The 23743-nt window shown below is 57.6% G+C and carries 25 protein-coding genes; 12 read left to right on the top strand and 13 right to left on the bottom strand.

Annotation, left to right across the window (positions count from 1 at the left end; all coding sequences use genetic code 11):
* The first annotated feature begins 13 nt into the window (after window positions 1-13).
* On the top strand, window positions 14-1510 hold the full coding sequence (locus ACOSDM_RS05330) for a cobyric acid synthase (RefSeq protein ID WP_420723456.1): 1497 nt from the start codon (window positions 14-16) through the stop codon (window positions 1508-1510).
* A gap of 35 nt (window positions 1511-1545) precedes the next feature.
* On the opposite strand, the gene ACOSDM_RS05335 is transcribed toward ACOSDM_RS05330, so the two are convergent.
* The 3 genes from ACOSDM_RS05335 to ACOSDM_RS05345 all read right to left on the bottom strand — a co-directional run bounded on the left by ACOSDM_RS05335 (window position 1546) and on the right by ACOSDM_RS05345 (window position 5575).
* The gene (locus ACOSDM_RS05335; RefSeq protein ID WP_420723457.1) at window positions 1546-2634 is read right to left on the bottom strand and encodes a Fic family protein; all 1089 of its coding nucleotides are present in this window, start codon (window positions 2632-2634) and stop codon (window positions 1546-1548) included.
* An 88-nt stretch (window positions 2635-2722) separates the two neighbouring features.
* On the bottom strand, window positions 2723-4276 hold the full coding sequence (betC, locus tag ACOSDM_RS05340) for a choline-sulfatase (protein WP_420723458.1): 1554 nt from the start codon (window positions 4274-4276) through the stop codon (window positions 2723-2725).
* A gap of 72 nt (window positions 4277-4348) precedes the next feature.
* Window positions 4349-5575: an MFS transporter gene (locus ACOSDM_RS05345; RefSeq protein ID WP_420723459.1), complete on the bottom strand. Its 1227-nt coding sequence runs from the start codon at window positions 5573-5575 to the stop codon at window positions 4349-4351.
* A 342-nt stretch (window positions 5576-5917) separates the two neighbouring features.
* On the opposite strand from ACOSDM_RS05345, the gene ACOSDM_RS05350 reads away from it, so the two are divergent.
* Window positions 5918-6430 carry a hypothetical protein gene (locus ACOSDM_RS05350; protein WP_420723460.1) on the top strand — a complete coding sequence of 171 codons (513 nt, stop codon included), beginning with the start codon at window positions 5918-5920 and terminating at the stop codon, window positions 6428-6430.
* 102 nt (window positions 6431-6532) lie between these two features.
* Complete coding sequence (locus ACOSDM_RS05355) at window positions 6533-7747, top strand: argininosuccinate synthase (RefSeq protein ID WP_420723461.1); 1215 nt, start codon at window positions 6533-6535, stop codon at window positions 7745-7747.
* Window positions 7748-8109: 362 nt separating this feature from the next.
* On the opposite strand, the gene ACOSDM_RS05360 is transcribed toward ACOSDM_RS05355, so the two are convergent.
* From ACOSDM_RS05360 to ACOSDM_RS05375, 4 genes are all read right to left on the bottom strand, one after another.
* A complete protein-coding gene (locus ACOSDM_RS05360; RefSeq protein ID WP_420723462.1) occupies window positions 8110-9087 on the bottom strand; it encodes an HpcH/HpaI aldolase/citrate lyase family protein in 978 nt (325 codons plus the stop codon).
* 100 nt (window positions 9088-9187) lie between these two features.
* Window positions 9188-10099, bottom strand: a complete 912-nt coding sequence (locus ACOSDM_RS05365) for a site-specific tyrosine recombinase XerD (RefSeq protein ID WP_420723463.1) — start codon at window positions 10097-10099, stop codon at window positions 9188-9190.
* A gap of 10 nt (window positions 10100-10109) precedes the next feature.
* Window positions 10110-11858, bottom strand: a complete 1749-nt coding sequence (locus ACOSDM_RS05370) for a hypothetical protein (protein WP_420723464.1) — start codon at window positions 11856-11858, stop codon at window positions 10110-10112.
* 61 nt (window positions 11859-11919) lie between these two features.
* Window positions 11920-12063, bottom strand: a complete 144-nt coding sequence (locus tag ACOSDM_RS05375; RefSeq protein WP_420723465.1) for a hypothetical protein — start codon at window positions 12061-12063, stop codon at window positions 11920-11922.
* 179 nt (window positions 12064-12242) lie between these two features.
* On the opposite strand from ACOSDM_RS05375, the gene ACOSDM_RS05380 reads away from it, so the two are divergent.
* The 4 genes from ACOSDM_RS05380 to ACOSDM_RS05395 are packed head-to-tail and all read left to right on the top strand — an operon-like array spanning window position 12243 to window position 15925.
* Window positions 12243-12803, top strand: coding sequence for a shikimate kinase (locus tag ACOSDM_RS05380; RefSeq protein WP_420723466.1), 561 nt, complete (start codon window positions 12243-12245; stop codon window positions 12801-12803).
* A gap of 5 nt (window positions 12804-12808) precedes the next feature.
* On the top strand, window positions 12809-13996 hold the full coding sequence (gene aroB / locus ACOSDM_RS05385) for a 3-dehydroquinate synthase (RefSeq protein ID WP_420723639.1): 1188 nt from the start codon (window positions 12809-12811) through the stop codon (window positions 13994-13996).
* Window positions 13993-15282, top strand: a complete 1290-nt coding sequence (locus ACOSDM_RS05390) for an HlyC/CorC family transporter (protein WP_420723467.1) — start codon at window positions 13993-13995, stop codon at window positions 15280-15282. Before aroB ends, ACOSDM_RS05390 begins: the two co-directional genes overlap by 4 nt.
* A gap of 25 nt (window positions 15283-15307) precedes the next feature.
* The gene (locus ACOSDM_RS05395; RefSeq protein WP_420723468.1) at window positions 15308-15925 is read left to right on the top strand and encodes a DUF2889 domain-containing protein; all 618 of its coding nucleotides are present in this window, start codon (window positions 15308-15310) and stop codon (window positions 15923-15925) included.
* A 24-nt stretch (window positions 15926-15949) separates the two neighbouring features.
* Here ACOSDM_RS05395 and ACOSDM_RS05400 read toward each other — a convergent pair whose 3' ends face one another.
* Complete coding sequence (locus ACOSDM_RS05400; protein WP_420723469.1) at window positions 15950-16249, bottom strand: ribbon-helix-helix domain-containing protein; 300 nt, start codon at window positions 16247-16249, stop codon at window positions 15950-15952.
* A gap of 136 nt (window positions 16250-16385) precedes the next feature.
* Entirely contained in the window at window positions 16386-16661 is a 276-nt protein-coding gene (locus tag ACOSDM_RS05405; RefSeq protein ID WP_420723470.1) for a BolA family protein, read from the bottom strand.
* A 111-nt stretch (window positions 16662-16772) separates the two neighbouring features.
* On the opposite strand from ACOSDM_RS05405, the gene ACOSDM_RS05410 reads away from it, so the two are divergent.
* The 5 genes from ACOSDM_RS05410 (at window position 16773) to ACOSDM_RS05430 (ending at window position 21763) form a co-directional block, all read left to right on the top strand.
* Window positions 16773-17369: a J domain-containing protein gene (locus tag ACOSDM_RS05410; RefSeq protein WP_420723471.1), complete on the top strand. Its 597-nt coding sequence runs from the start codon at window positions 16773-16775 to the stop codon at window positions 17367-17369.
* Window positions 17370-17449: 80 nt separating this feature from the next.
* Window positions 17450-18457: a cobaltochelatase subunit CobS gene (gene cobS / locus ACOSDM_RS05415; RefSeq protein ID WP_420723640.1), complete on the top strand. Its 1008-nt coding sequence runs from the start codon at window positions 17450-17452 to the stop codon at window positions 18455-18457.
* A 15-nt stretch (window positions 18458-18472) separates the two neighbouring features.
* Entirely contained in the window at window positions 18473-20380 is a 1908-nt protein-coding gene (cobT, locus tag ACOSDM_RS05420; protein ID WP_420723472.1) for a cobaltochelatase subunit CobT, read from the top strand.
* A 106-nt stretch (window positions 20381-20486) separates the two neighbouring features.
* A complete protein-coding gene (locus ACOSDM_RS05425) occupies window positions 20487-21443 on the top strand; it encodes an acetyl-CoA carboxylase carboxyltransferase subunit alpha (RefSeq protein WP_420723473.1) in 957 nt (318 codons plus the stop codon).
* A 26-nt stretch (window positions 21444-21469) separates the two neighbouring features.
* Entirely contained in the window at window positions 21470-21763 is a 294-nt protein-coding gene (locus tag ACOSDM_RS05430; protein ID WP_420723474.1) for a hypothetical protein, read from the top strand.
* Between the two features lie 8 nt (window positions 21764-21771).
* On the opposite strand, the gene ACOSDM_RS05435 is transcribed toward ACOSDM_RS05430, so the two are convergent.
* From ACOSDM_RS05435 to ACOSDM_RS05450, 4 genes are read right to left on the bottom strand one after another with little or no spacing between them, the layout of a single operon-like run.
* Window positions 21772-22200: a MarR family winged helix-turn-helix transcriptional regulator gene (locus tag ACOSDM_RS05435; RefSeq protein ID WP_420723475.1), complete on the bottom strand. Its 429-nt coding sequence runs from the start codon at window positions 22198-22200 to the stop codon at window positions 21772-21774.
* Window positions 22197-23093, bottom strand: a complete 897-nt coding sequence (locus tag ACOSDM_RS05440; protein ID WP_420723476.1) for a DMT family transporter — start codon at window positions 23091-23093, stop codon at window positions 22197-22199. Before ACOSDM_RS05440 ends, ACOSDM_RS05435 begins: the two co-directional genes overlap by 4 nt.
* 3 nt (window positions 23094-23096) lie before the next feature.
* Window positions 23097-23417, bottom strand: a complete 321-nt coding sequence (locus tag ACOSDM_RS05445; protein ID WP_420723477.1) for a DUF3253 domain-containing protein — start codon at window positions 23415-23417, stop codon at window positions 23097-23099.
* The gene (locus ACOSDM_RS05450; RefSeq protein ID WP_420723478.1) at window positions 23414-23734 is read right to left on the bottom strand and encodes a hypothetical protein; all 321 of its coding nucleotides are present in this window, start codon (window positions 23732-23734) and stop codon (window positions 23414-23416) included. The genes ACOSDM_RS05445 and ACOSDM_RS05450 overlap by 4 nt, the downstream gene beginning before the upstream one ends.
* Between the last annotated feature and the right edge of the window lie 9 nt (window positions 23735-23743).

The following is a 23743-nucleotide window of genomic DNA, read 5'->3' on the forward strand; positions in this document are numbered from 1 at the left end:
ACAGGGCGGGTTTATGGCGCATGCGCCCCATTGCCCGGCCCTGATGCTTCAGGGCACGGGCTCGGATGTTGGGAAAAGTCTGCTGGTGGCCGGCTTGGCGCGTGCCTATACCCGTCGTGGGTTACGCGTCGCCCCGTTCAAGCCACAGAATATGTCCAACAACGCCGCCGTCACCCCGGATGGCGGAGAGATCGGGCGCGCACAGGCACTGCAAGCCTTGGCCGCCCGACAGCCCTTGTCTGTGCATATGAATCCAATCCTGCTGAAACCCCAATCAGATTATGGATCGCAAATCATTGTGCAGGGGCATGTGTTTGGCACCGCCAAGGCACGGGATTATTATGGCCTGAAATCCACACTGCTGCCGAAAGCTTTGGAGAGTTTTGATATCCTGGCCCGGGATGTCGATCTGGTCCTGGTCGAGGGGGCTGGAAGCCCGGCCGAAATCAATCTGCGCGCCGGTGATATCGCCAATATGGGCTTTGCTGAGGCGGCGGATCTGCCGGTAATCCTGGTCGCTGACATTGATCGGGGCGGGGTGATCGCCTCTGTGGTTGGCACCTATATGGTGCTGGAACCCTCTGAACAGGCACGGTTGGGGGGGTATCTGATCAATAAGTTTCGCGGTGATGTTTCCTTATTCGATGATGGGCTGACTGCCATCCAAGGCCGAACTGGATTGCCGTGTTTCGGTGTATTGACCTGGTTTCCTGATGCGCATCTGCTGCCTGCAGAAGATGCTGTGGCGATGGATCGGGGGGCGATGGCAACCCAAGGCAATGGTGCCGCCCCCATTAAGATTGCCGTGCCCAGACTGGGCCGGATTGCGAACTTCGATGATCTGGACCCGCTGCGGGCGGAACCGGATGTTACCCTGGTCGTCGTGTCGCCGGGTCAGGCCCTGCCGGGGGATGCTGACCTGGTGCTGATCCCCGGATCAAAGGCAACAATCGCCGATTTGCAGGATTTTCGGCGCAATGGGTGGGATATCGACCTGTCCGCGCATCTGCGCCGCGGCGGATCGGTTCTGGGCCTGTGCGCCGGCTATCAGATGCTGGGTCAAAGGATCGCGGATCCCGAAGGCATCGAAGGCCCCCCCGGTACAATCGAAGGATTGGGGCATCTGGACGTCGAAACCGTGCTGAAGGGGCCAAAGCGACTGGTTCAGGTGACGGGGGTGGACCTGACGACGGGGGCTGCGATCCGCGGGTATGAAATGCATATGGGCAAGACCGAGGGGCCGGGTTGCGCGGTCCCGATGGTCGAAATCGATGGCAAGCCGGACGGGGCCATTGCCGCATCCGGCCAAATCGCGGGCTGCTATCTGCACGGTATCTTTGCCGATGATACATTCCGCAATGCGTATCTGAACCGGTTCCGCGATGGACGCGTCCAATCCACAGCCTATGATACCGTGGTCGAACGAACCCTGGACGGCCTGGCAGATCACATGGAAACCCATTGTGACCTGGACGCCCTGTTAGCCCTTGCACAAAACCGCGTTGTTTAGGTCTGCCTTTGGTTTGAGCGTGTGTTGATCAGGCGTTACGCAGCGGCCTGAATGAACAAGTTGATAAGTCTGGTGTTTACATAATAATTGCTGCGCCCCTGAGTCACTTTTGTCACAAATTCGGCATCGGCCAGCATATCCAAATATTTTGCCGCGGTTTGGCGCGATACGCCAAGATCGTTTTGTATATATTCGATGCGTGTATAGGGGTGTCGAAATAAATTGTTCAGCAAGTCTTGGCTGTAAATCTTGGGCAATTTTTGGCGCAGTGTGTTTTTGTATTCCGCCATCAAATCCCGAATGCCCGTCATGAGCACAAGAGTGGTCTTTGACGTTTCTGCAACAGCCGTCAGAATGTACAGGATCCATCCTTCCCAGTCGCCCTCATCCCGGACCGCTTGTAAGTGGGTATAGTATTCCATCTTTGTTTTGGTGATGTGGCGGCTTAAGTAGAGGATCGGTGTGTCCAGCAATCCCATTTTTGTTAAGTACAGCACATTCAGGATGCGGCCGATCCGGCCATTTCCATCCGGGAAAGGATGTATGCTCTCAAACTGATGATGGATAATCGCCATCCTGATGATCGGGTCCAGTTCCGAAACCGGTGGATCGTTCACATATTGCTCAAGATTCGCCATGCATCGCTGAACGACATCGAACTCTTGAGGTGGAACATACACGACCCTCCCCGTGACCCCCTCTTTCAAGGCGGTGCCTGGTAGTCTGCGAAATCCGTCCTCTCGGGATTTCAAGATACGAAACATCGCGATTAAGGTATTGTTGGTTATATTGCCGTGCGATGCGCCAATTTCCTGAAAGCCTACTTTCAATGCCTCACGATATCGCGCGACTTCCTTGGCGGCAGGTGAATCGGGGGAGCCCATAATAGGGTCGGCCTTAAACAGGTCATCCTGAGTCGTAACTATATTTTCAACTTCCGAACTGGCCTTTGCTTCTTGCAAGGTCAGCGTGTCGATCAGAATACCCTGGTTAGGGATTGAGGCGGCGCGCCCTTTGACTTCAGCAAGATATCGATGTGCCGTCGAAAGCGCTTTCAGAACAGCTTTCGACTCGACATCAATATCCAGGGGAAGTGTGGGTATTTCATAGGATTGTTTTAACATGTTTGCTCGATATGTTAAATAATTCAGAAATTATTAACATATCGATGCTTCCTGTTAAAGAGTTTCCTGTATTCAGTCTTGTCGATCTTTAGCTCCATTTCGGTTTGAACGGAACCGGGCGAGGGGAGCGGCTGGTGATGTCGTGAGACGTTAAGTCCATATGACTGCGGGTATATTCCTGGGTCGCGTCGCGTTTGGGCTGCCAGTCCCAACCGGTATGCTGACCGATGCGCAATGCGGCTGACAGGACGCGGCGGCGGTTCTGGCTGTCCAGCACACGGGCATGGATATCCGCCGGGTCCCAATGGGCCTGTGCCCGGGCGCGAAAGTCGGCAATGCGCGGGGACTGTTCGGCGGTATCGGCCAGATTGATTTCTTCATTTGGATCAGATGCCAGGTCGAACAATTGATCGGGATCGCCAGGACAGCAGATATATTTCCACGGCCCGTCCCGCAGCATCAGCATCGCCTGACCGGTGCCTTCCGCGGTATATTCTGCAACCGTGGTGTCGCGCTGTGTCGTGCCATCCACAAACTGCAGCAGGCTGGTTCCATCCAATGGATCGATGGCGTCCGGAATGGGCACGCCGGTGGCCTCATGGGCTAATTGCAGCAGGGTTGGGGTTACGTCCACCTGACTGACCGGGTTGGCAATGCTGACACCCTGCCCGGCGCGGCCTGGCACATGCAGCACCATGGGAATACGGCAGGCCCATTCGCGGAAGGTCATCTTGTACCACAAGCCCCGTTCGCCCAGCATGTCGCCATGATCGGAAACCAGCAGGATCGCGGTATCGTCCGCCTGACCGGTTTCCACAAGCGCGGCGCGCAACTTGCCCAGCCAGTCATCGACATAGGATACATTGGCCATATAGGCCCGGCGCGCGCGGCGGATATCAGCATCATCAATATCAACGGCATCCAGCGCAATGGCATGTTCCAGCCGCAGGCTGTGGGGGTCGTTGTCGGCAGCATTGGGGCGGGGCGCGTGCGGCATGGGAATATCCGCATCGTCATACAGATCCCAATAGCTGGGGCGCGCCGCATAGGGATCATGGGGATGAATAAAGCTGGCGACATAGCAGAAGGGGCGTTCGTCTTCTGTCCGGGCTGCATCATAAATCGCCCGCAGCGTCGCCGCCCCGACCTCATCATCATAGGCCAATTGATTGGTGATGGAAGCCGGACCTGCCTGCACCACTGACGACATATTATGATACCACAAGTCAATCCGCTTTTCTGGTGAGCGCCAGTCTGGCACCCAGCCGAAATCCGCTGGATACACATCCGTGGTGTGGCGCTCTTCAAAGCCATGCAGCTGATCTGCCCCCACAAAGTGCATCTTGCCCGCAAGCCCGGTGCGATACCCCATCAGGCGCAGATAATGGGCGAAGGTCGGCACGGTCGACGGCAAATAGGCCGCATTGTCCCATCCCCCAAAGCGGGAAATATACTGGCCCGTCATAAAGGCATAGCGACCAGGTGTGCACAGCGGGCTGTTGCTATAGGCCGCATCGAACCGCACCCCCTGTGCCGCCAGTGCATCCATATGGGGTGTCTTCACCACGGGATTGCCATAACATCCCACCATGAAGGGCGTTAGCTGGTCTGCCATGACGATCAGGATATTGCGGGGGGCCATTGTGATCTCCTGTTGCGAAAGGGTAGTGCTGAGGGTCTACCCTGCTTTTATCTTTATCCAGAGTGTTTCATTTCATCGGTCGGCTGAGTGGTCTGGTTGCGTCAATTCTCCGATTCCCTGCGCCCCTACGGCGGCGATTGCTGTGGTTGGGCCAGTTTCCAGCGGCGCGGCGCTGCGATTGGTCCTCAGCCAAGCGATGCCAAAGGTGGTCAGCGCAATCCCAGCCATAAAGATCATGAATCCCGATGCGCCAAACATGCGGATTGCAGCAGGTCCCAGCAGTGCCCCGGTCAGGCTGCCGACATTCAACGCCATGACCAGGGTGCCGCTGGCGGGCACAATCTGGTTGGGCTGTAATCGGTCATTGGCATGGGCAACACACAGGGAGTAGATCGGGAATGTCACAGCCGCCATTCCTGCCAGGGCGGCGTAAAGCCAAATCCCCGTTGGCCCTACAGCCAAGAGCGCAAAGAAGCCAGCCCCAATCAGGGAGGCCCCGGCCACCACCAAGCGGCGATCCATCCGGTCTGATAACCAGCCGATGGGAAACTGGCATATCGCCCCGCTGAGTGTGACGATAACCAGCAGAGACGCTGCCTGTCCATCTGACATGCCGCGCGCCAGTCCATAGAGGGGAAGACCGACGAATAAAGCAACCTGGGCCATCCCATTCAGTACTGCGCCGCTGACCGCCATGGGGGATATGCCAATCAGGGTGCGGATCGACAGGCGATCGGGGGCGCTATACTCCGGGGCTTTGACCCGGGTGATCAGCATCGGTACCAGGCAGATCGATACCAGGATTGAAGTGATCGCGAATAGCAAGCCACCCGATGGGTCCGGCAGGCCGACCATTGCCACGCCACTGGCAGATCCCCCTGTCTGGACAATGAAATAGATCGACAGAATGGCGGCGCGGTTCTGATTTTGGGCCCGCGCGTTCAGCCAGCTTTCGGCGATGACATACAGGCCGGTGAAGCAAAACCCCGCCAGAAAGCGCATTGCCGACCAACTGAAAGGGTCCTGGGTCAGCATATGGATCAGGGCGGCTGTGGAACACAGGGAGGCGAGCGCGCCAAAGGTTCGGATATGCCCGACCTGCTCAATCAATCGGGGTACAACGACACAGCCAAACAGAGCCCCTAATGGATAGCAGGCTTGCATTATCCCGATGGTCGTCTGGGAAAATCCTAATTCCGCGCCGCGCAGTGTCAGCAATGTCACCAGCAGCCCGTTGCTGATCATCAACAGCAACAGCCCCAGGAACAATGTCCAACTTTCCTGCAGCGCGCGGACCATATCTTCGTCTCCACAGACCCTCGACCCGGTGATGGACCGGATCGACACCCATCCCGTGCCGGTATCACGCCGATGACCGGGCGGCAATCCAGATCAACGAAATGCGAAAATGAAGATAAATAGTATTTGCGAATGATTCGCATTTGCGGTAACGATGAGAGGTCCTATTTTTGAACGGAGAGGTTATATGCTTGCCCCGCTGAACAGAGTTCTTCATTGCAAATCCATCGCCGTGTCTGCCGAGCGGCTGGAGCGTTTCTTTGGCAGTCTTATGATACTACGCGGTCGCCGCCTGCATCGTGGAACCAAGCCCCTGCATCGTTCATGTTTGGAGGTGCTGGCATGTTGATCCGTATGGCGGGGCCCAGCCCTGTAGAAGCCCTGAACACCGCTTTGGAACTGGATAATCTTTGGTTTGGGGAGCGTTTTGCGGTTTGGACGATGCGCATGTGGTTTGCGACCTTGTCGCCAGACGGCAGCCATCGTCCGCTTCTGGACCAGGCCTATCGCACGGTGGGCGCAACAGAGGCCATGCCCAGCATTGATGGCGCACTGTGGGTTTTTAAGGTCGGCGCCAGGCGGCCGGTGGAAATCTCCGCCCCCTGCAAGCGCGCCCTGACCTGTGACGAGAAACGTGCGCTGCATCTTCTGGCCTGTCATCAACAGGGCATTGCCATAGCCGCCCAGCCGGTGGCGGAGGCGTTGTTTCCCCCCTCGGCAGCTAGGGCCAGTCACCGCCCGCTCAGCCTATGGGCGGATATTCTGGAGCGCGCGGGGCTAGACCTGCCGATGCGGGATTGGGACTTACCGGAGTTGCGCCGACCGGAAGGAGTCAGCCGCCACAGTCTTCACTGAGACAAGGTCTTAGCGCTCAGCTTGCCAACCGTCTGTGTGGCGATTAGAACCCCTGTGCGGGTCCTTGTGGACCTACTGGACAAATCGGTGCGCGAGGCTGGCATGAAAAAAGACGTTAATAAGGTCGTATTGGCATATTCCGGTGGCTTGGATACCTCGGTCATCCTGCGCTGGCTGCAAGACACCTATGGCTGTGAGGTTGTGACCTTCACCGCCGATTTGGGGCAAGGTGAAGAACTGGAGCCGGCCCGCAAGAAAGCCGAGATGATGGGGATCAAGGAGATCTTCATCGAAGACCTGCGCGAAGAATTTGTGCGCGACTATGTCTTCCCCATGTTTCGCGCCAATGCTCAGTATGAAGGCACGTATCTGCTGGGCACCTCCATCGCGCGCCCGCTGATTTCCAAGCGCCAAATTGAAATTGCCAAGATGGTGGGTGCCGATGCGGTTGCCCATGGCGCGACCGGCAAAGGCAATGACCAGATCCGCTTTGAACTCAGCTATTACGCGCTGAAGCCGGACATCAAGATCATCGCCCCCTGGCGCGAATGGGATTTGAATTCCCGCACAAAACTGATCGCCTATGCCGAACAGCATCAGATTCCGGTTTCCAAGGACAAGCGCGGCGAAGCGCCCTTCTCCCAGGACGCCAATCTGCTGCACATTTCCTCCGAAGGGAAAATCCTGGAAGATCCGGCTGTTGCCGCCGATATGGACCTGATCCTGTCGCGCATGGTGTCGCCCCAGAATGCACCGGACAAGGCCGAAGAGATCACGATTGATTTTGAAGCGGGCGATCCGGTCGCAATCAATGGGGAGAAGATGAGCCCGGCCACCCTGCTGACCAAGCTGAATGAAATGGGTGGGCGCAATGGGATCGGCTGTTTGGATATCGTGGAAAACCGTTTCATCGGCATGAAGTCTCGCGGTGTTTACGAAACCCCAGGCGGCACGATCCTGTTCCAGATGCGCCGCGCCATTGAAAGCCTGACGCTGGATCGCGGTGCGATGCATCTGAAGGACGAGTTGATGCCGCGCTATGCGGAACTGGTCTATAACGGATTCTGGTTCTCCCCAGAACGCGAAATGCTGCAAGCCGCCATTGATCATTGCAGCAGCGTCGTCACCGGTCAGGTCACCGCCAATCTGTATAAGGGCAACGTCCTGATCACCGGCCGCAGCGCGCCCAAGAGCCTGTATGACGCCGATATCGTGACCTTCGAAGAAGACACCGTCTACGACCAGCGCGACGCCGAAGGCTTCATCAAGCTAAACGCCCTGCGCCTGCGCCTGCGGGGTCGATTGCTGGGACGGTAGAGCCCTTCTTTCGAAGACAACGTCCAGCTTTTTGGTTCTGTCTTTTCCCTCCCCCTTGAGGGGGAGGATGGGTCTGTTTGTTCCCTCCCCCTTGAGGGGGGAGGGTTGGGGTGGGGGTGACAAGGCCGCAAGGCCTTCGCCTGCAGTAGGGTTGATTGCGGAGGAGAGAGCACCCCCCTCCCAACCTTCCCCCCTCAAGGGGGGAGGGGTAAAAAATGGGGCTCCCCCCTCAAGGAGGGAGGGGTAAAAGATTGGGCATCCCCTTCCAAAGGGGCCTTAATACAAGTTCGGCGGCTGCAGTGCTGATCCCGAAAGACCGCGCTGCACCCGCCGAACGGAATGAAGACCCCGAATCCCCGGAATCAATTCCCAGCGATCGCCTTTGACTTGGCGATCAGGTTTTCGGCCTGCTTGATGGAGGCGATGTCGATCAGGCGACCGTCCAGGGAGACGGCACCCTTGCCTTCCTTCTGGGCCTGAGCCATGGCGTCCAGGATGCGCTGGGCCTTGGTCACGTCGGCTTCAGAAGGGGAGAACAGCTCGTTCGCCATGGCGACCTGGCTGGGATGGATCGCCCATTTGCCTTCACACCCCAGAACCCCGGCGCGATTGGCCTGGGCCTTATAACCTTCGGGATCAGAGAAATCACCAAATGGGCCATCGACGGGGCGCAAACCATTGGCGCGGGCGGCAACCACCATGCGGCTGATGGCATAATGCCACATATCGCCCCAATGATAATCGCGGGGCGCATCGCCATCCTTGTCGGTCAGCACGCCATAATCCGCATGGGGGCCGCCAATGACAGTGGTGCGGGCCTTGGTTGATGCGGCATAGTCGGCAACCCCAAAGTGCAGCGATTCATTGCGCGGAGAAGCCGCAGCGCAGGCATCCACATTGGCCATGCCAAGCGCGGTTTCGATGATCAATTCAAAACCAATCCGCTTTTTGCGCTTCACAGCGGCTTCCACCTGGGTCACCAGCATATCGACGGCATAGATATCGGACGGGGTGCCGACTTTCGGGATCATGATCATATCCAGACGCTCGCCACCCTGTTCCAGGATATCAACGACATCGCGATACATGTAGTGGGTGTCCAGACCATTGATGCGAACGGACATCGTTTTGGTGCCCCAATCGATATCGTTCAATGCTTCGATGATATTCTTGCGCGCCTTTTCTTTCTCATCGGGCGCTACCGCATCTTCACAATCCAGGAAGATGACATCGACATCTGATTTTGCTGCCTTTTCGAACAATTCAGTTCGGCTGCCAGGAACGGCCAGTTCGCTGCGGTTCAGACGGGGGGTGGCTTGTTCAACAATCGTAAAACTCATGAGACGACTCTCCTGGGACGTATATTAACCGGGGACGTGGATTAAATTCATAAATGGAACCTATTCCACCTAACGGAAATCGCAAGCAAAAACTATGGATTTATGTTTTTGGTCGCTTTGCCAGGGGGTGTTTGTCCGCAACCAGGGACGCCAGACGCTCATTGAGGACATGAGTATAGATCTGTGTGGTCGAAATATCCGCATGGCCCAGCATCTGCTGAACGGACCGCAGATCGGCCCCATGGGCAACCAGATGCCCGGCAAAGGCATGGCGCAGCACGTGGGGGCTAATCTTGGCCGGGTCCAGCCCTGCCTGTAGGGCCAATTCTTTCAGCATTTGCCCAAAGCGCTGGCGTGTCAGATATCCTTCCTTGGACCGACTGGGAAACAGGTAAGGACTGTCCTTTACCCCATCGGGCAGAAAGGCATCACGAACCTTTCGATAGGCGGTCAGGGCGTCTCGCGCCGGGGGGGACAGCGGCACAAGGCGTTCCTTGCCGCCCTTGCCCCGCACCATCAGAAAGGGTTCTTCGCGCCGTGCGGCAGACAGGGGCAGGGTGACCAACTCGCTGACCCGCAACCCGGTTGCATACAGGACCTCCAACAGACACACCAACCGCACACCGTCCAGCCCCTTGGCCTTTCGGGCGGCGATCAGCAGGGTGTCCACCTCGGCCTCGCTAAGGAATTTTGGCAGGAGGCGTCCCTTGCGGGGCGCATCCACTGTGGCTGTTGCATCCCGTGGCGCATATCCTTCGCCATACAGAAAGCGATGGAATTGCCGAAGGGCGGACAGTTTGCGCGCCGCTGTAGCGGGTTTTGCCCCGCCGCGCGCCAGCGCGCTCAGATAGGCGGAAATTTCCTCCGGACCGACAGTTTGCGGAGTTTGGTCCTGGGCCTTTAAATAGGCAGTATAGTCCTTAAGGTCCCTGTCATAGGCGATGCAGGTGTTTTTTGAAGCGCCGCGCTCTGCCACCAGCATATCCAGGAAAGCGTCGATCCAGCGCGACATGACCTTTGCTCTATCGGTCCATCGGGACCGGGCTGGGGGCGGACAGAACGGCGGTTTCCAGCGCCAGTTGCCGGGCATCGCGCTGCAAGCCCACAGTGGTTAGCGCCCGCACGACCGCTATGGGCGTGGACGGATTTAGGTCCTGCGCCGGGCCGGTCGACAAAACGGCGATAGACAGGGCCACGACTTCCCCCATCCGTCTTGCCTCTGCGGCGCGCGTCAACAGATGCAGCGGCAGTGCGGCGGCGCCGATACCGGTTTCAGGATGGGCCGCCATGGCATCGGCGCGCAGGTCTGCCTCACTGGCCAGTGGTTCTCCTCCGGTAGCCGCCTGCACCAGTGCTTTTAGTGTTTCAAGATGGGCCCGACCCGCATCCGGGTCTTCGGCGCCGTCAATAATGGCCCGATCCCAATCACGGCGGGATTGGCCCAGCGCCTGTCCGGTTTCACCCGACAGCATGGCCAGATGCCACAATCTGGCGTTGGAAGCGGCACTGTCCGCATTGGTGGTCGCATGACTGCGCAGCAGCGCATGCCATTGGCGGGCCCGATCCGTGTGCCCGGTCATATAGAATAATCGCGCGGCATCCTCGGCAAACCACAATAGGTCATTGGACGGTGGGATTGTCATAGCCGGTGTTGCAAAAACCGGCGCAATGGCGATCAGCAATCCATCCGACCGCGCGCGGGTCAGGGCGACGGAAACAGCCTCTGCGCGCAGGGCCGGAATTTCCCATTTCAGCAGGACCTGATATAACAGCGCCCGTCCCGCCGCAGGGCTGATTTTGTCCAGCGCCTCCAGGGGGGCATCCAATGCGGCGGATTTAAAGGCCTCGGAAAGATATTTATCTGCAAGGGCCTCGGAGGAAAGCAGGCCGCGTCTGGCGGCGCTTTCCGCCACATCCAGGTCGGAGGCCTGTTGTACGGCCAATTGAGTGATCAAGGGGTCTGTGCTGCCAAAAGGCACAGGCGCCCCGGAAAATCGCAGCATCGCATAATGCATCGCCCCTTCAGGGGTCAAAGCCTTGAGTTCCGGCGCAAGCCCCAGGGTGATGCTGTCCATCAGGGTAAAATAGACCGGGTCTTTCACGCCTGTATCAAACAATGTTTGCGCCGCAAGGGAGGCCTGATCCTTCTGACCGGCAACTGCCTGGCAGAAGGCAATCAGTTTTTGCCAGAATACATCATTGGACTGTGCAACGGCATTTGATGCCGTGCTGCAGGCTTCGGGCAGGTCATAGGCGGCCAATTGGGCGCGCGCCACGGCGGCCAGTCCATCGGGATCCCGCAACGCATCGGCACCGGCGCGGGCCAGCATTCCTGCATCACCGGCAAATCCCAGACGGGCCAATGCTTCAATGCGGGCTTTTAGGACAGATACCTGTGTGCCGGAGTCCTGTGGCGGCAAGGCGGCGGCGGATAATAGCAGGCGTTTCGCCAGCCCCCGCGCGACGGGGTAATCGCCATTCCCATTCAGGCCATTGATCAAGGCCGCAATCGTATTGCGAGACAGGCCGCTCCACAGATCTGGCGGCAGAGCGGCAACAGAGTCCGGCAAAGCGCCAACGGCTTCTGTGTCCACCGCGCCCAATGTTTCAACCGCCATGCCAGAAGGAGCTGTAGGTTCAGGATTCGCCGACGGTTGATCAGGATTTTGCGAATTCGGCTGGTTCTGAGTTCCGCCTTGCAGTGACGGAAACAGTTGCACCTGTGCCCGCGCGATAGGCATAGCGGTCATCAGCAGACCGAACAGTGCCACGCTCCTTATCGTCAGGCTGAAAGCCTGGCACGATATCCAGCCAAGATTATGACTGCCGTGATTACGACTGCGGGAATCGGTCATTGTCGATCACACGCTCAACCGGGGCGACCGGGGCTGGGATATCATAGGCGATCAGATAGATCGCGCCGCCGATCAGCGCTGCGAATATCAGCGCGATTAGAAACAAGACAATCTTTCCCACCGTTCCTCCTTAAGGACGCTATTTTCACCACTTTAATGTGTCATCGGCCAGCACAGGCTTTACCCTATTCCCTGACTATGGCAATTCTGCGACAAGGTTTAAAGGCGCGAACGGCGCGACACAATCACAAGAGCAGGGAAATGGATTGATTTTGCCATGAATGCCCTGGAATTGTTGTTATGAAAAATGCAAATGCCGATCACACTGTCCCCCTGGATCGGTCTATCGTCTTGGTGGGGATGATGGGGGCGGGGAAATCCGCAGTCGGGCGTCAATTGGCGCAGCGCCTTGGCTTGCCCTTTGCCGATGCAGATCATGAGATTGAGCGGGCGGCCGATTGTTCCATCGCCGATATCTTTGCGCAGTTCGGGGAAGAGTATTTCCGCGCCGGCGAAAGGCGCGTGATTGCCCGGTTGGTCGAAGAAGGCCCGATTGTCCTGGCGACGGGCGGTGGGGCCTTTATTGATCCGGCCACACGGGCCTTGTTGCTGGAACAAACCCTTACCGTCTGGTTAAATGCAGAATTCGATGTCCTGTGGGAGCGCGTGTCAAAGCGCAGCCATCGTCCCCTGTTGCGCACTGAGGATCCGCAAGGAACCTTGCGCAGATTGATGGAAGAGCGCTATCCAATTTATGCACAAGCGCATGTGACGGTGATTTCCGACCGCGCGCCAAAGGAACAAACGATTTTGCGGGTAATTGAGGCGCTGAGCGCATCAAAGGAAAGCGATAGTGTATGACGCCAATGTCTGATTCTGGGACCCCTGCATCTTCTGGGACCCCTGTATCTTCTGGGGCCCTTCTGTCGGTTCCAAACCCGTCCAGCGCAATTGTGCCCGTCGCGTTGGGGGATCGGTCCTATGACATTCATATCGGTTCTACCATTTTGGCGCAGGCCGGGGATTTGATTAAGCCGGTCCTGGCCCATCCTCGGGTGATCGTGATCACCGATGAAACGGTCGCCGCGCTGCATCTGGAAACGCTGACAGAATCTTTGCGCAAAGCGGGTATCGTTCAGGAAACCATCATTTTACCACCCGGTGAGGGCACGAAAAGTATGGAGCGTTTGTCGCGCCTGCTGGATGATATCTTTGAAATTGGCATTGAACGGTCAACCACCCTTGTTGCCCTGGGCGGCGGGGTGATCGGGGATCTGGTCGGTTTCGTCGCCGCCATTGCCCTGCGCGGAATCAATTTTGTACAGATTCCCACCACACTGCTGGCCCAGGTCGACAGCTCCGTTGGGGGCAAGACCGGCATTAATGTGCCCGCAGGAAAGAATCTGGTGGGCGCCTTTCATCAACCCCGTCTGGTTCTGGCCGATATTGGCGCGCTGGATACGTTGGCGCGGCGGGAATTGCGTGCCGGTTATGCGGAAATCGTAAAATATGGCGCCATTGATGATTTTGCTTTCTTCCAATGGCTGGAAACCCATGGTGCGGATTTGATGTCAGGCGATCCTGCTGCGCGCATTGCGGCGGTTGAGACAAGTTGTCGCGCAAAGGCCCGGATCGTTGCAGAAGACGAGCTGGAACAGGCGGATCGCCGGGCCTTGCTGAATTTTGGACATACTTTCGCGCATGCGCTGGAATCGGCGACCGGATTTGGTTCCAGACTGCTGCATGGAGAGGCGGTCGCGATTGGCATGGTCATGGCTTTCGATCTGTCAGCCAGGCTGGGGCTGTGCGACGGCCAGGATGCTGCCCGGTTCGCCCGGCATCTGGCGGAGCTGGGCCTGCCGACCGGCCCCAATTCCGTCCCCGGTATTGCCTGGAGCGCACCGGATCTTGTCGCGCGCATGGCCAGTGACAAGAAGGTGAAGAATGGACGCCTGACATTCGTGCTGGCGCGGGGGATTGGTCAGGCCTTTGTCACGCAGGATGTCGCGCCGGAAGATCTGACCGCAATCTTGAACGAGGCGATATCCGCATGACCGACTATCCCATCTATGCGGGTCTGGCGATCCTGCTGCTGCTGATCCTGTCCTTCTTCTTCTCTGGGTCCGAAACGGCGCTGACAGCGACGTCCCGGTCGCGGATGCATCAACAGGCAAAGCAAGGCGACAAGAACGCAGGCACAGTCCTGAAATTGCTGGAGCGAAAGGACCGCCTGATCGGGGCGATCCTGCTGGGCAACAACATGGTCAATATCCTGGCATCCGCCCTGGCAACGACGGTGCTGGTATCGATTTTTGGAGAGGCCGGCGTTGTCTATGCCACCATCGCCATGACGGCCTTGGTGCTGATTTTTGCGGAAGTGCTGCCAAAGACATATGCACTAAGCCATGCTGACGCGGTTGCGCTGAAGGTGGCACCGGTCATGCGGTGGATTGTGTTCCTGTTTGCCCCGATCACCGCAACAGTACAAAGCATTGTGCGCGCCACATTGCGGCCCTTTGGCGTGGATTTATCGACCTCAATCAGTGTTGAACAACATGAGGAAGAACTGCGCGGCGCGATTGATCTGCATTCGGGGGAAGACCCCGATATCCGCCATGAGCGGGAGATGTTGCGGTCCATTCTGGAATTGGATGAGGTTGAAGTTGCCGACATCATGACCCACCGACAAAAGGTGGTAACGCTGGACCTGGATGATCCGGTGGAAGATCTGGTCGAACAGATTCTAGGCAGTCCCTATACCCGCCTGCCGGTGTATCGTGGCGATTCTGACGATATCTCCGGCGTCTTGCACGCCAAGGCGCTGTTGCGGGAAATTCATGCGCGGGGCGGCAATATCAAGGACCTGGATCTTGCCACCCTGGCAGCCCCCCCTTGGTTCATTCCGGATTCGACGACTTTGCTGGACCAGCTGCAGGCCTTTCGCGAACGCCGCGAGCATTTCGCCAATGTGGTGGATGAATACGGGGCCTTTATGGGGATTGTCACCCTGGAAGACATCCTGGAACAGATTGTCGGTGAAATTGATGATGAAACCGATATTGCCGTGCCGGGCGTTCGACCCCAGGCAGATGGCAGCTTTATCGTCGATGGGGCGGTGACCCTGCGAACCCTGGCGCGGGACCTGGATTGGGATCTGCCGGATGATAATGCCGCAACGGTTGCGGGGATTGTCCTGCATGAAGCACGACTGATTCCGGATCCCGGACAGACATTCCTGTTCCATGGGTTCCGCTTTGAAGTATTGCGCCGCCAGCGCAATCAGATCACGTCGTTGCGGATCACACCGCCCGATCCCAATGCGGATGATGAAGAGGACTGATTGTCCTCAAGTAAGGAGTGTTTAAATGCCATTGAGTGAGCCCGGTTGTGACCGTCGCCAGTATCATACCCGTGATATTCAAGTGAAAGGATTCTTCCGCGCCGACGGGCTGTGGGACATTGAAGGTCATATGCGTGACACCAAGACCTATCCTTTTGTAAATTCCCATCGCGGCACCATCGAACCGGGGGAAGCCGTTCATGACATGCTGCTGCGTATCACCATAGACGATGACATGGTCATCCATGGGGCAGAGGCGGTAACGGTGATGGGTCCTTATTCCCTGTGCGGGGACATCGCACCGGACTATGAGCAGTTGATTGGTCTGCGCGTTGGTGCCGGGTTTCATCGGGAGGTGAAAAAGCGCCTGGGGGGGCGTGCAGGCTGCACGCATCTGTCTGAACTACTCTATCCAATGGCGACTGTCTGTTACCAGACGGTTTATGCCTCCCGAGACGCAGCGCGGCGCGATTTTGGACTGCCAGAGGATCCGCCCTCTTCACAGGGCGACAAGCGCCCCGGGCATATTGATGCCTGCCACGCCATGCGCGCCGACGGCCCCTTGATCAAGGAAATCTGGCCACAATTCTATGAGGGTGAGGCGCGTGCGGATAGGGATGGCATACCACAAGCGGAAAAATAGCAATCAGGCGTTTCCAATAGCCGGTCAATCGCGCGGCTGAAACGCCGGCGGCATGTTTCCGGTCCGGGCCGCGAATACAGCGTATTTTATTGATCCAGACCAGATGTAAGCCAAAAGGAAAACGCGCATAGCAGCGGTCAGACTTAAGGCCTCATTCCACTCGTCAATTTTAGTGCATAAGGCATGAATGGTCAGGCCTTCCTTTTTGGCGACCCTTTCCAGAACCTGCCAAAAAGCGGGTTCCAGGCGGACGCTGGTGCGCCTGTCCCCAATGCGGACATTTCTCGTGCGCAACGCCGAATCCGCGCTGATTAATTGTTTCATGATTAAGAAGCCCCACCCTAATCTAGAAATTCGGTAATAGCACGATTGAAACAGGACGGCAACACACGGTTGCGTTCTTTACAATGGGTGGGGATTTAAGTTTGGCCGTGGCGCTGCTGAGCGAAGCCCTGCGGTATCAGCCTTCGGACGGTGCCTTCAGTCGAAGGGCAAGCGCGTGGATTGGCCCTGCCAGTTCCTCGGCCAGAACAGCGTAAACACTGCGTTGTCTGTCAACACGACCCATTCCTTCGAATGTCTGGGCCGTCATTGTAACAGAGAAGTGAGAAGTGCCCGTGCCAGGAGACCCCGCATGACCGGCATGGCGGTGGGAGTCATTTTCGATGATCAGCTCACTGGGTGCGAACGCCGTTCGCAGTTTCTGCTCCATCATTGTCTCAACCGGATTGGGCATGCATCCTCCAGGGTAAATAGTTATGGGCTATGGGTCGACTTGGGCTTGTCGCACCGTATTCGCAACCCCATAGTGAGGGTCGGATGATTGCAATGCAATATAGGATCAGACATGCGCCGGACACTGTATAAAGACCCCAGAGATCGTGCCACTGGCATGCGGGTCTGCGCGCATCCGGATTGCGTTGAACCTGGCTTGCATCCGGCACCCAAAACCAGGGACCGGCTGCGGGATTACTTCTGGTTCTGTAAGGTTCATGCCCGGGAATATAACGCCGCATGGGATTTTTGTCGTGGCCTGGGTCAGGCCCAGATTGATTCCATGATCCGTCATGATACGGTCTGGGGGCGTCCCACCTGGCCATTGGGCATGCAACAGGCGGCGCGAGCCGGGGCGGATTTCACATTTCATGACCATACCGGCCTGTTCAACGATGGACCGGGAGAGGGGGATCGGTCTGATTCCGCCGGTCGCACCGATCCTCCCAGCGGGTCATCGGGCATTGGAACAGAGGTTTGGGCCATGCGGGCACTAGACCTTTCCCACCCGCTCACCTTGACCGGCTTGAAGGCGCGTTATAAGGAATTGGCCAAGCGTCTGCATCCTGATGTCAATGGCGGCGATGCAGAAGCAGAGGAGCGGTTGAAACGGATCAATCTGGCCTATGCAACGCTTCGCGCTAGTTTGATGCCTAAACTTGACGATTGATGACCATTTCACGGGGCCTATGGCCTTCCTAAAGCAGCCAATTTGACGTAACGACACTGTATGAGAGCCCACACGATATGATGAAAAGCAGCGCCGCCGTCGCGGGAAATGATGAAGCCATGCCCCTCGACGCGCCCGATATAGAAGTTTCTGTTCGCGACGTATTTGGTCTTGATACCGATATGAAAGTGCCGGCATTTTCGGTTCGCACGGAACATGTTCCTGACATCGATCCGGCCTATGTCTTTGATCGGGATACAACAATGGCGATCCTGGCTGGGTTTTCCCATAATCGTCGCGTGATGATTCAGGGATATCACGGGACCGGGAAATCAACCCATATCGAACAGGTCGCGGCGCGCCTGAACTGGCCCTGTATTCGGGTCAATCTGGACAGTCATATCAGCCGGATCGATCTGGTTGGTAAGGACGCGATTGTTCTGCGCGATGGCATGCAGGTTACTGAATTTCGGGAAGGCATTCTGCCATGGGCGTTGCAGAATCCAGTCGCAATCTGTTTTGACGAATATGATGCCGGGCGGCCTGATGTGATGTTCGTGATTCAGCGCGTCCTGGAAATCGAAGGGAAGCTGACCTTGTTGGATCAGTCCAAGGTCATTCGTCCGCATAAATACTTTCGTTTGTTCGCCACCGCCAATACGGTCGGTCTGGGCGACACGTCGGGCCTGTATCACGGGACGCAACAGATCAACCAGGGTCAGATGGACCGTTGGTCCATTGTCACGACCCTGAACTATCTTCCCCATGAAGAAGAGGTGAAGATTGTTCTGGCGAAATGCCCTGACTTCGATACGGACGAAAAGCGCGACCAGATCGCGGCCATGGTGCATTGTGCCGATATGACACGGACTGGCTTTATGGGGGGCGATATCTCTACCGTTATGAGCCCGCGTACCGTGATTACCTGGGCAGAAAATGCTCGGATTTTCTCGGATATCGGTTTCGCCTTCCGGGTCACCTTCCTGAACAAATGTGATGAGACGGAACGCGCGACGATCGCGGAATATTATCAGCGCTGTTTCGGCGAAGAATTGCCGGATTCCAGCGCCGCAATTCAAGTGCACTAAGCCAGGGCAAACGCGATGGCAGGCAATGATCGGGATGGACCGCTGGAGGTGTTTAAACGCGCCAATGCGGCGTGCTTCCGGGCCGTTTCCAAGCGCCCGGAGCTGGAGGTAGTGTATGGGTCTGATCCGGCTCATATGACGGGAGAGCGCGCACGTCTGCCCCTGCCCAGCCGCCAATTGCCGCCGGAAGAAATCGCCCAAGCTCGGGGGGAAGGCGACCAACTGGCCTGTCGCCTGCGCTATCATGATGGCAAGGCTCATTCTGCGCTGCGCCCGACAGGGGAGGTCGCGCCGGTGCTGTTCGATGCGCTGGAAACCGCCCGCGTCGAAGCGATGGGCAGCAAGGACCGCAGCGGCCTGCAGGCCAATCTTGCCGCAGCCCTGGATCAGAAATACCGCCGTATGGGTTTCCATCGCATTGAAGAGCGGACCGAGAGCACAATGCCCGAAGTCGTGCGGCTTTTGGCCCGCGAATATATGACGGGTGAAGCGCCGCCGCCGTCAGCCCAGCGGGTGGTGGATCTGTGGCGTGACCATATTGGCCCGAAGATCGAAGGGTCGTTGGAAACACTGGCCCCCCTGATGAAAGATCAGCGCGCCTATGCGGAGGCCGCCCGCAAGCTGATTCGGGCAATGGATATCGATATGGGTCGCGAAGATCCCAGCGACAGCTCCGACGACGGTGACAGTCAGGACGATCAGGAAGAAACCGACAACCAGACCCAGGGCCAGAACGAGGATCAGGGGGGCGATGACAATGCCGCCCAGACCGAAGGTGCGTCTGATTCCGCCATGGGCGAGGGCCAGGACGACGATCAGGGGGAAGCCGCTGATGAGGATATGGCCGGCGAGATGATGGAAGCGCCTGGCGCGGAAGAACCCGGCGATTCCGGCAAGCGCTGGCGGCCTGAAAACGATCTGTCCAATGTGCCGAAAGAGAAATTCTATAAAGCCTATGCCGAAAGCTTTGATGAAATCGTCGGTGCCGAGGATCTGTGTGATCCAGAGGAATTGACCCGCCTGCGCACGATGCTGGATCAGCAATTGACCCATTTGCAGGGGATTATCGGAAAACTGGCAAACCGGTTGCAGCGTCGCCTGATGGCGCAACAGCAGCGGTCCTGGGAATTCGATCTGGAAGAAGGCTTGCTGGATACCGCGCGGATCGACCGTGTGGTGACGAATCCGGCGCATCCGCTGTCTTTCATGCGCGAAAAGGAAATGAATTTCCGCGATACGGTCGTGTCCTTGTTGATCGACAATTCAGGCTCTATGCGCGGGCGCCCCATATCGATTGCGGCCATGTCGGCGGATATTCTGGCGCGCACGCTGGAACGCTGTGGCGTGCGGGTTGAAATTCTGGGCTTCACCACGCGCGCCTGGAAGGGTGGCCAGTCCCGAGAGCGCTGGTTGGCCGACGGCAAACCTGCCAATCCTGGTCGCCTGAACGATCTGCGCCATATCGTCTATAAGCAGGCGGACATGCCCTATCGCCGGTCCCGCCGCAATTTGGGTCTGATGCTGCGCGAAGGCCTGCTGAAAGAGAATATTGATGGCGAGGCGCTGATATGGGCGCATCAACGGTTGCTGGCGCGGACAGAGGAACGCCGTATCCTGATGGTGATTTCCGATGGTGCGCCGGTCGATGACTCCACCCTGTCGGTCAATCCTGGCAATTATCTGGAACGCCATCTGCGCGATGTGATTGACCAGATCGAAACACGGTCCCCGGTGCAATTGGTTGCAATCGGCATCGGGCATGATGTGACACGCTATTATCGGCGCGCGGTGACCATCATCGATGTGGATCAACTGGGGGGCACGATGATGGAACAATTGGCGGATCTGTTTGAAGACGAATCGCAATTGCCCAGGGGTCGTCGCAAGGAAGCCAAGCTGGAACCGATCCGGGCCCGGCGGTGATCCATGGTAAATGGAATTTACGCTGCGAGGGTGATTTGCATCCCCCCCTGTCTGTGCTAGGAACCACGGGTATTTGTTGAAATCATTGGGATAGGCGAACCGCACCATGCGGAATTATCTGGATTTTGAGCAGCCAATTGCTGAGTTAGAAGGCAAAATCGAAGAGCTGCGCCACTTGGCGGATGATGGCGAAGTCAATATCGCCGATGAAGTGACGCGCCTTCAGGCCAAGGCCGACAAGTTGTTGCGGCAAAGCTATCAGAAGCTGACCGCCTGGCAGAAGGTTCAGGTCGCCCGTCACCCGGATCGCCCCCATTTCCGCGACTATATCGATGGAATAATTGAAGATTACATCCCGCTGGCCGGGGATCGCGCCTATGCCGACGACAAGGCAATTCAAGGCGGCATTGGTCGCTTCCGGGGTCGCGCCGTTGTAATCTTAGGTCATGAAAAAGGGGCCAATACGACCGATCGAGTTACCCATAATTTCGGCATGGCCCGGCCTGAAGGTTATCGCAAGGCCATTCGGTTGATGGAATTGGCAAACCGTTTCAACCTGCCGGTCATCACATTGGTCGACACACCCGGTGCCTATCCCGGCGTTGGGGCGGAAGAACGCGGCCAGGCCGAAGCAATTGCCCGGTCCATCGAAACCTGTCTGCGTCTGGATACGCCGATTATCTCCGTGGTTATCGGTGAAGGGGGCTCTGGCGGGGCCATTGCCATCGCCGCTGCGGATGCGGTTCTGATGCTGGAGCATTCGGTTTACTCGGTGATTTCTCCGGAAGGCTGTGCGGCCATTCTTTGGGATAATTCGGATCAGGCCAGCGCCATGGCGGAAGCCTTAAAGCTGACAGCAGAGGATCTGAAATCCCTGAACTGCATCGATGATATCATCGCGGAACCAATGGGCGGTGCGCATCGCAATGTGCCCCAGACCATGATTTCAGCGGCAGATGCGATAGAGGCGGCTTTGGCGAAAGTCGAAGGATTGAGTGCGACAGTCCTGCGTAAGGCGCGGCGCGAAAAATATGTCGCCATGGGGCGCGATGGCCTCGCCTGATCGTTAACCGAAACGGACGAAACGGCATGGTCCGGACTGTTTCCACCGCAGTTTCCTTGATCGTGATCGGGCTTGTATCGGCTTGTCAAACCGGTTCAGACCTTCCCCCTTCTTGCCGCATTGGCGTGCTTACGAATGAGGGGGCGACCTGTCAGGCATTGCGGGACGATCAGGGGACTTTATACACCTTTTACACGGATATGACCGGATACCATCTGGGGGATGAGGTCTGTCTGTGCGGTCCACAGGCCCAGATGTCTTTCTGTGCCCAGGGTACCGTGGTCGACGTTACCTATCTGGGGCGCACCTGCCCGAAATAGAATGGTTCTCACCCCAGGCGTTCCAAAAGATCCAGCAGTTGTTTCTGTTCCGCCGGTGTCAGTGGGGCCAGGGTCTTGGCACTGACTTCCTTGGCGCTGGGGACCAGGAATTTCGCCAGCGTGGCCCCTTCAGGCGTTACGGACAAGACCGTGCGGCGGCGGTCCGTCTGGTCGGGGACCCGGCTGACCAGCCCGCGTTCCTGGAGGCGACGGATCACGCCCTGGACCGTAGCGGGATCCATGGCGGCCAGGCGGCCCAGATGGTTCTGCGACATTGAGCCATCATCATGCAGCCGCATCAGGGCGGCAAACTGCATTGGCGTTAAGGCCTTATCGTCCAGCGTTTCCTGAAAGATGGCACTGGCACGTTGATGGGCCCGGCGCAGCAAATGGCCGATCTGTTGCTCTACGCGATAGGGTGGCTTTCCCCCTGTCATGGGGCCACGACCTTCTTCGTGCTGGGCCAGTTCACCAACAAAATACCAATCGCAACCGGGACCAACCCGCCGATATCGGTGACTGATATATGCTCATCCAGAACAACCCAGGCGATCAGCATGGCGATGCCTGGATTGAGGAAATGGAAGGCACTGGCCGCCCCGGCCCCTGCGGCCCGGATTAGGGCAAACCACAGCAGCAAGGCGCCAAAGGTCATGATGATCGCGGTATAGGCCAGGGTCCAGGCCAGGGTCCAACCCCAGACGATCTTTGCCGGATCTTCCATGAAATAAGCGGCTGGCAGCAAAACGACAGAGGCGGACAGGGCCTGTATGGCATTCATCGCCAGTGGGTCGGCATGGGCACCGCGTTTTTTATACAGGACCGTGCCACAGGCCAGGCAGATCATTCCAACAGTCGCAATTCCCAGACCAAAGGGGTCGTCGATCTGAATATCGCCCCCCAGGCGGTTCCACAGAATGAACCACGCCCCAAAGGTACCCAGCGCCAGCCCCAGAACCTTAAGCGGCGTTAAGGGTTCTTTCAGCACGGGCCAGGCCAGGGCTGCGGTGACCAGCGGCATCAGGCTGGCGATCAGGGCCACCATGCTGGAGGAGACGGACTGAAAGGCAATGAAGGCGAGCCCCAGATAGGCCCCGTTGTTTAATACCCCCAGCCAGATGGCCGTCCATCGATCCTGGCTGTTGCTGGGCAGATTGCGCCGCAGGATCAGCAATACAATCCACATCACGACAAATGCCAGGGCAAAGCGGATGGTCAGGAAATACAGCGGGGGCGCGGCGGTAATAGCGAATTTCCCAACCGTGAAGGCGGAGCTCCAAAGCGTGCAGAATGCCAGACCCAGCAAATAGACTTTCCAACCGATTTTCATAACTTATGACCGTTTCAACCGCATGCGCCAGACCCCTTTGAAATCATCGGGATTGACGGGTTCTCCCCGGCGCAGAATCTCTATGCGACCGGCCCGGGCCAGATGGATCGCCTGTTCTTTCACGGCGCGCTGATAGCGTTTGTAAAGGTCGCGCCCGTCACTTGGTTTGCGGCGGATTTCCGCATAGGCGCGCGCAACATCATCAGGTGCAGCGCTTTTATCCTGGGGCAGGGTCGCCAGATGGTCCAACAGCACGACTGCTACGGGATCCAGCGGGGCAGGTGTCTTTGGGGCTTCTGGGGCGTCATTCGTATCATCACTCACGGGAGTGCGTCCTTTTCAATTGGATAGGCCAGGCGATAGGTACCGCCCGCCATGACCGGATCGACGGGGCGCGCATCGCGTGTCGCCCGAAGCATCCGTTTGTTCACGAGAATCTGGGCGGCTTCATCAATCATGCCCTTGTCACTGTCAGTGGGCTCTCTATAGCCCCCGCGCTGTATATTCAAGCGCGCATACAGGAAAGCGGCATCCACCGCCCCATTACCATCAATAAAGGTCAGGATCTGACGCTGAACCTGTTCTGTCGTTGGCCGGGCACGCCCGGTCACCAGTCGCCCCAGTATTTCGGAGAGTCTCATCCCAACCCC

The organism is Hwanghaeella sp. LZ110, assembly GCF_048892525.1.
In the GTDB taxonomy this organism is placed as follows: domain Bacteria; phylum Pseudomonadota; class Alphaproteobacteria; order UBA8366; family Aestuariispiraceae; genus Pacificispira.

What these genes read in the sequence shown, in the direction of transcription:
- ACOSDM_RS05330 (WP_420723456.1), top strand. Translation starts at nt 14, where the DNA reads ATGGCGCATGCGCCCCATTGCCCGGCCCTGATGCTTCAGGGCACGGGC.
- ACOSDM_RS05335 (WP_420723457.1), bottom strand. Translation starts at nt 2,634, where the DNA reads ATGTTAAAACAATCCTATGAAATACCCACACTTCCCCTGGATATTGAT.
- betC (WP_420723458.1), bottom strand. Translation starts at nt 4,276, where the DNA reads ATGGCCCCCCGCAATATCCTGATCGTCATGGCAGACCAGCTAACGCCC.
- ACOSDM_RS05345 (WP_420723459.1), bottom strand. Translation starts at nt 5,575, where the DNA reads ATGGTCCGCGCGCTGCAGGAAAGTTGGACATTGTTCCTGGGGCTGTTG.
- ACOSDM_RS05350 (WP_420723460.1), top strand. Translation starts at nt 5,918, where the DNA reads ATGTTGATCCGTATGGCGGGGCCCAGCCCTGTAGAAGCCCTGAACACC.
- ACOSDM_RS05355 (WP_420723461.1), top strand. Translation starts at nt 6,533, where the DNA reads ATGAAAAAAGACGTTAATAAGGTCGTATTGGCATATTCCGGTGGCTTG.
- ACOSDM_RS05360 (WP_420723462.1), bottom strand. Translation starts at nt 9,087, where the DNA reads ATGAGTTTTACGATTGTTGAACAAGCCACCCCCCGTCTGAACCGCAGC.
- ACOSDM_RS05365 (WP_420723463.1), bottom strand. Translation starts at nt 10,099, where the DNA reads ATGTCGCGCTGGATCGACGCTTTCCTGGATATGCTGGTGGCAGAGCGC.
- ACOSDM_RS05380 (WP_420723466.1), top strand. Translation starts at nt 12,243, where the DNA reads ATGAAAAATGCAAATGCCGATCACACTGTCCCCCTGGATCGGTCTATC.
- aroB (WP_420723639.1), top strand. Translation starts at nt 12,809, where the DNA reads ATGTCTGATTCTGGGACCCCTGCATCTTCTGGGACCCCTGTATCTTCT.
- ACOSDM_RS05390 (WP_420723467.1), top strand. Translation starts at nt 13,993, where the DNA reads ATGACCGACTATCCCATCTATGCGGGTCTGGCGATCCTGCTGCTGCTG.
- ACOSDM_RS05395 (WP_420723468.1), top strand. Translation starts at nt 15,308, where the DNA reads ATGCCATTGAGTGAGCCCGGTTGTGACCGTCGCCAGTATCATACCCGT.
- ACOSDM_RS05400 (WP_420723469.1), bottom strand. Translation starts at nt 16,249, where the DNA reads ATGAAACAATTAATCAGCGCGGATTCGGCGTTGCGCACGAGAAATGTC.
- ACOSDM_RS05405 (WP_420723470.1), bottom strand. Translation starts at nt 16,661, where the DNA reads ATGCCCAATCCGGTTGAGACAATGATGGAGCAGAAACTGCGAACGGCG.
- ACOSDM_RS05410 (WP_420723471.1), top strand. Translation starts at nt 16,773, where the DNA reads ATGCGCCGGACACTGTATAAAGACCCCAGAGATCGTGCCACTGGCATG.
- cobS (WP_420723640.1), top strand. Translation starts at nt 17,450, where the DNA reads ATGAAAAGCAGCGCCGCCGTCGCGGGAAATGATGAAGCCATGCCCCTC.
- cobT (WP_420723472.1), top strand. Translation starts at nt 18,473, where the DNA reads ATGGCAGGCAATGATCGGGATGGACCGCTGGAGGTGTTTAAACGCGCC.
- ACOSDM_RS05425 (WP_420723473.1), top strand. Translation starts at nt 20,487, where the DNA reads ATGCGGAATTATCTGGATTTTGAGCAGCCAATTGCTGAGTTAGAAGGC.
- ACOSDM_RS05430 (WP_420723474.1), top strand. Translation starts at nt 21,470, where the DNA reads ATGGTCCGGACTGTTTCCACCGCAGTTTCCTTGATCGTGATCGGGCTT.
- ACOSDM_RS05435 (WP_420723475.1), bottom strand. Translation starts at nt 22,200, where the DNA reads ATGACAGGGGGAAAGCCACCCTATCGCGTAGAGCAACAGATCGGCCAT.
- ACOSDM_RS05440 (WP_420723476.1), bottom strand. Translation starts at nt 23,093, where the DNA reads ATGAAAATCGGTTGGAAAGTCTATTTGCTGGGTCTGGCATTCTGCACG.
- ACOSDM_RS05450 (WP_420723478.1), bottom strand. Translation starts at nt 23,734, where the DNA reads ATGAGACTCTCCGAAATACTGGGGCGACTGGTGACCGGGCGTGCCCGG.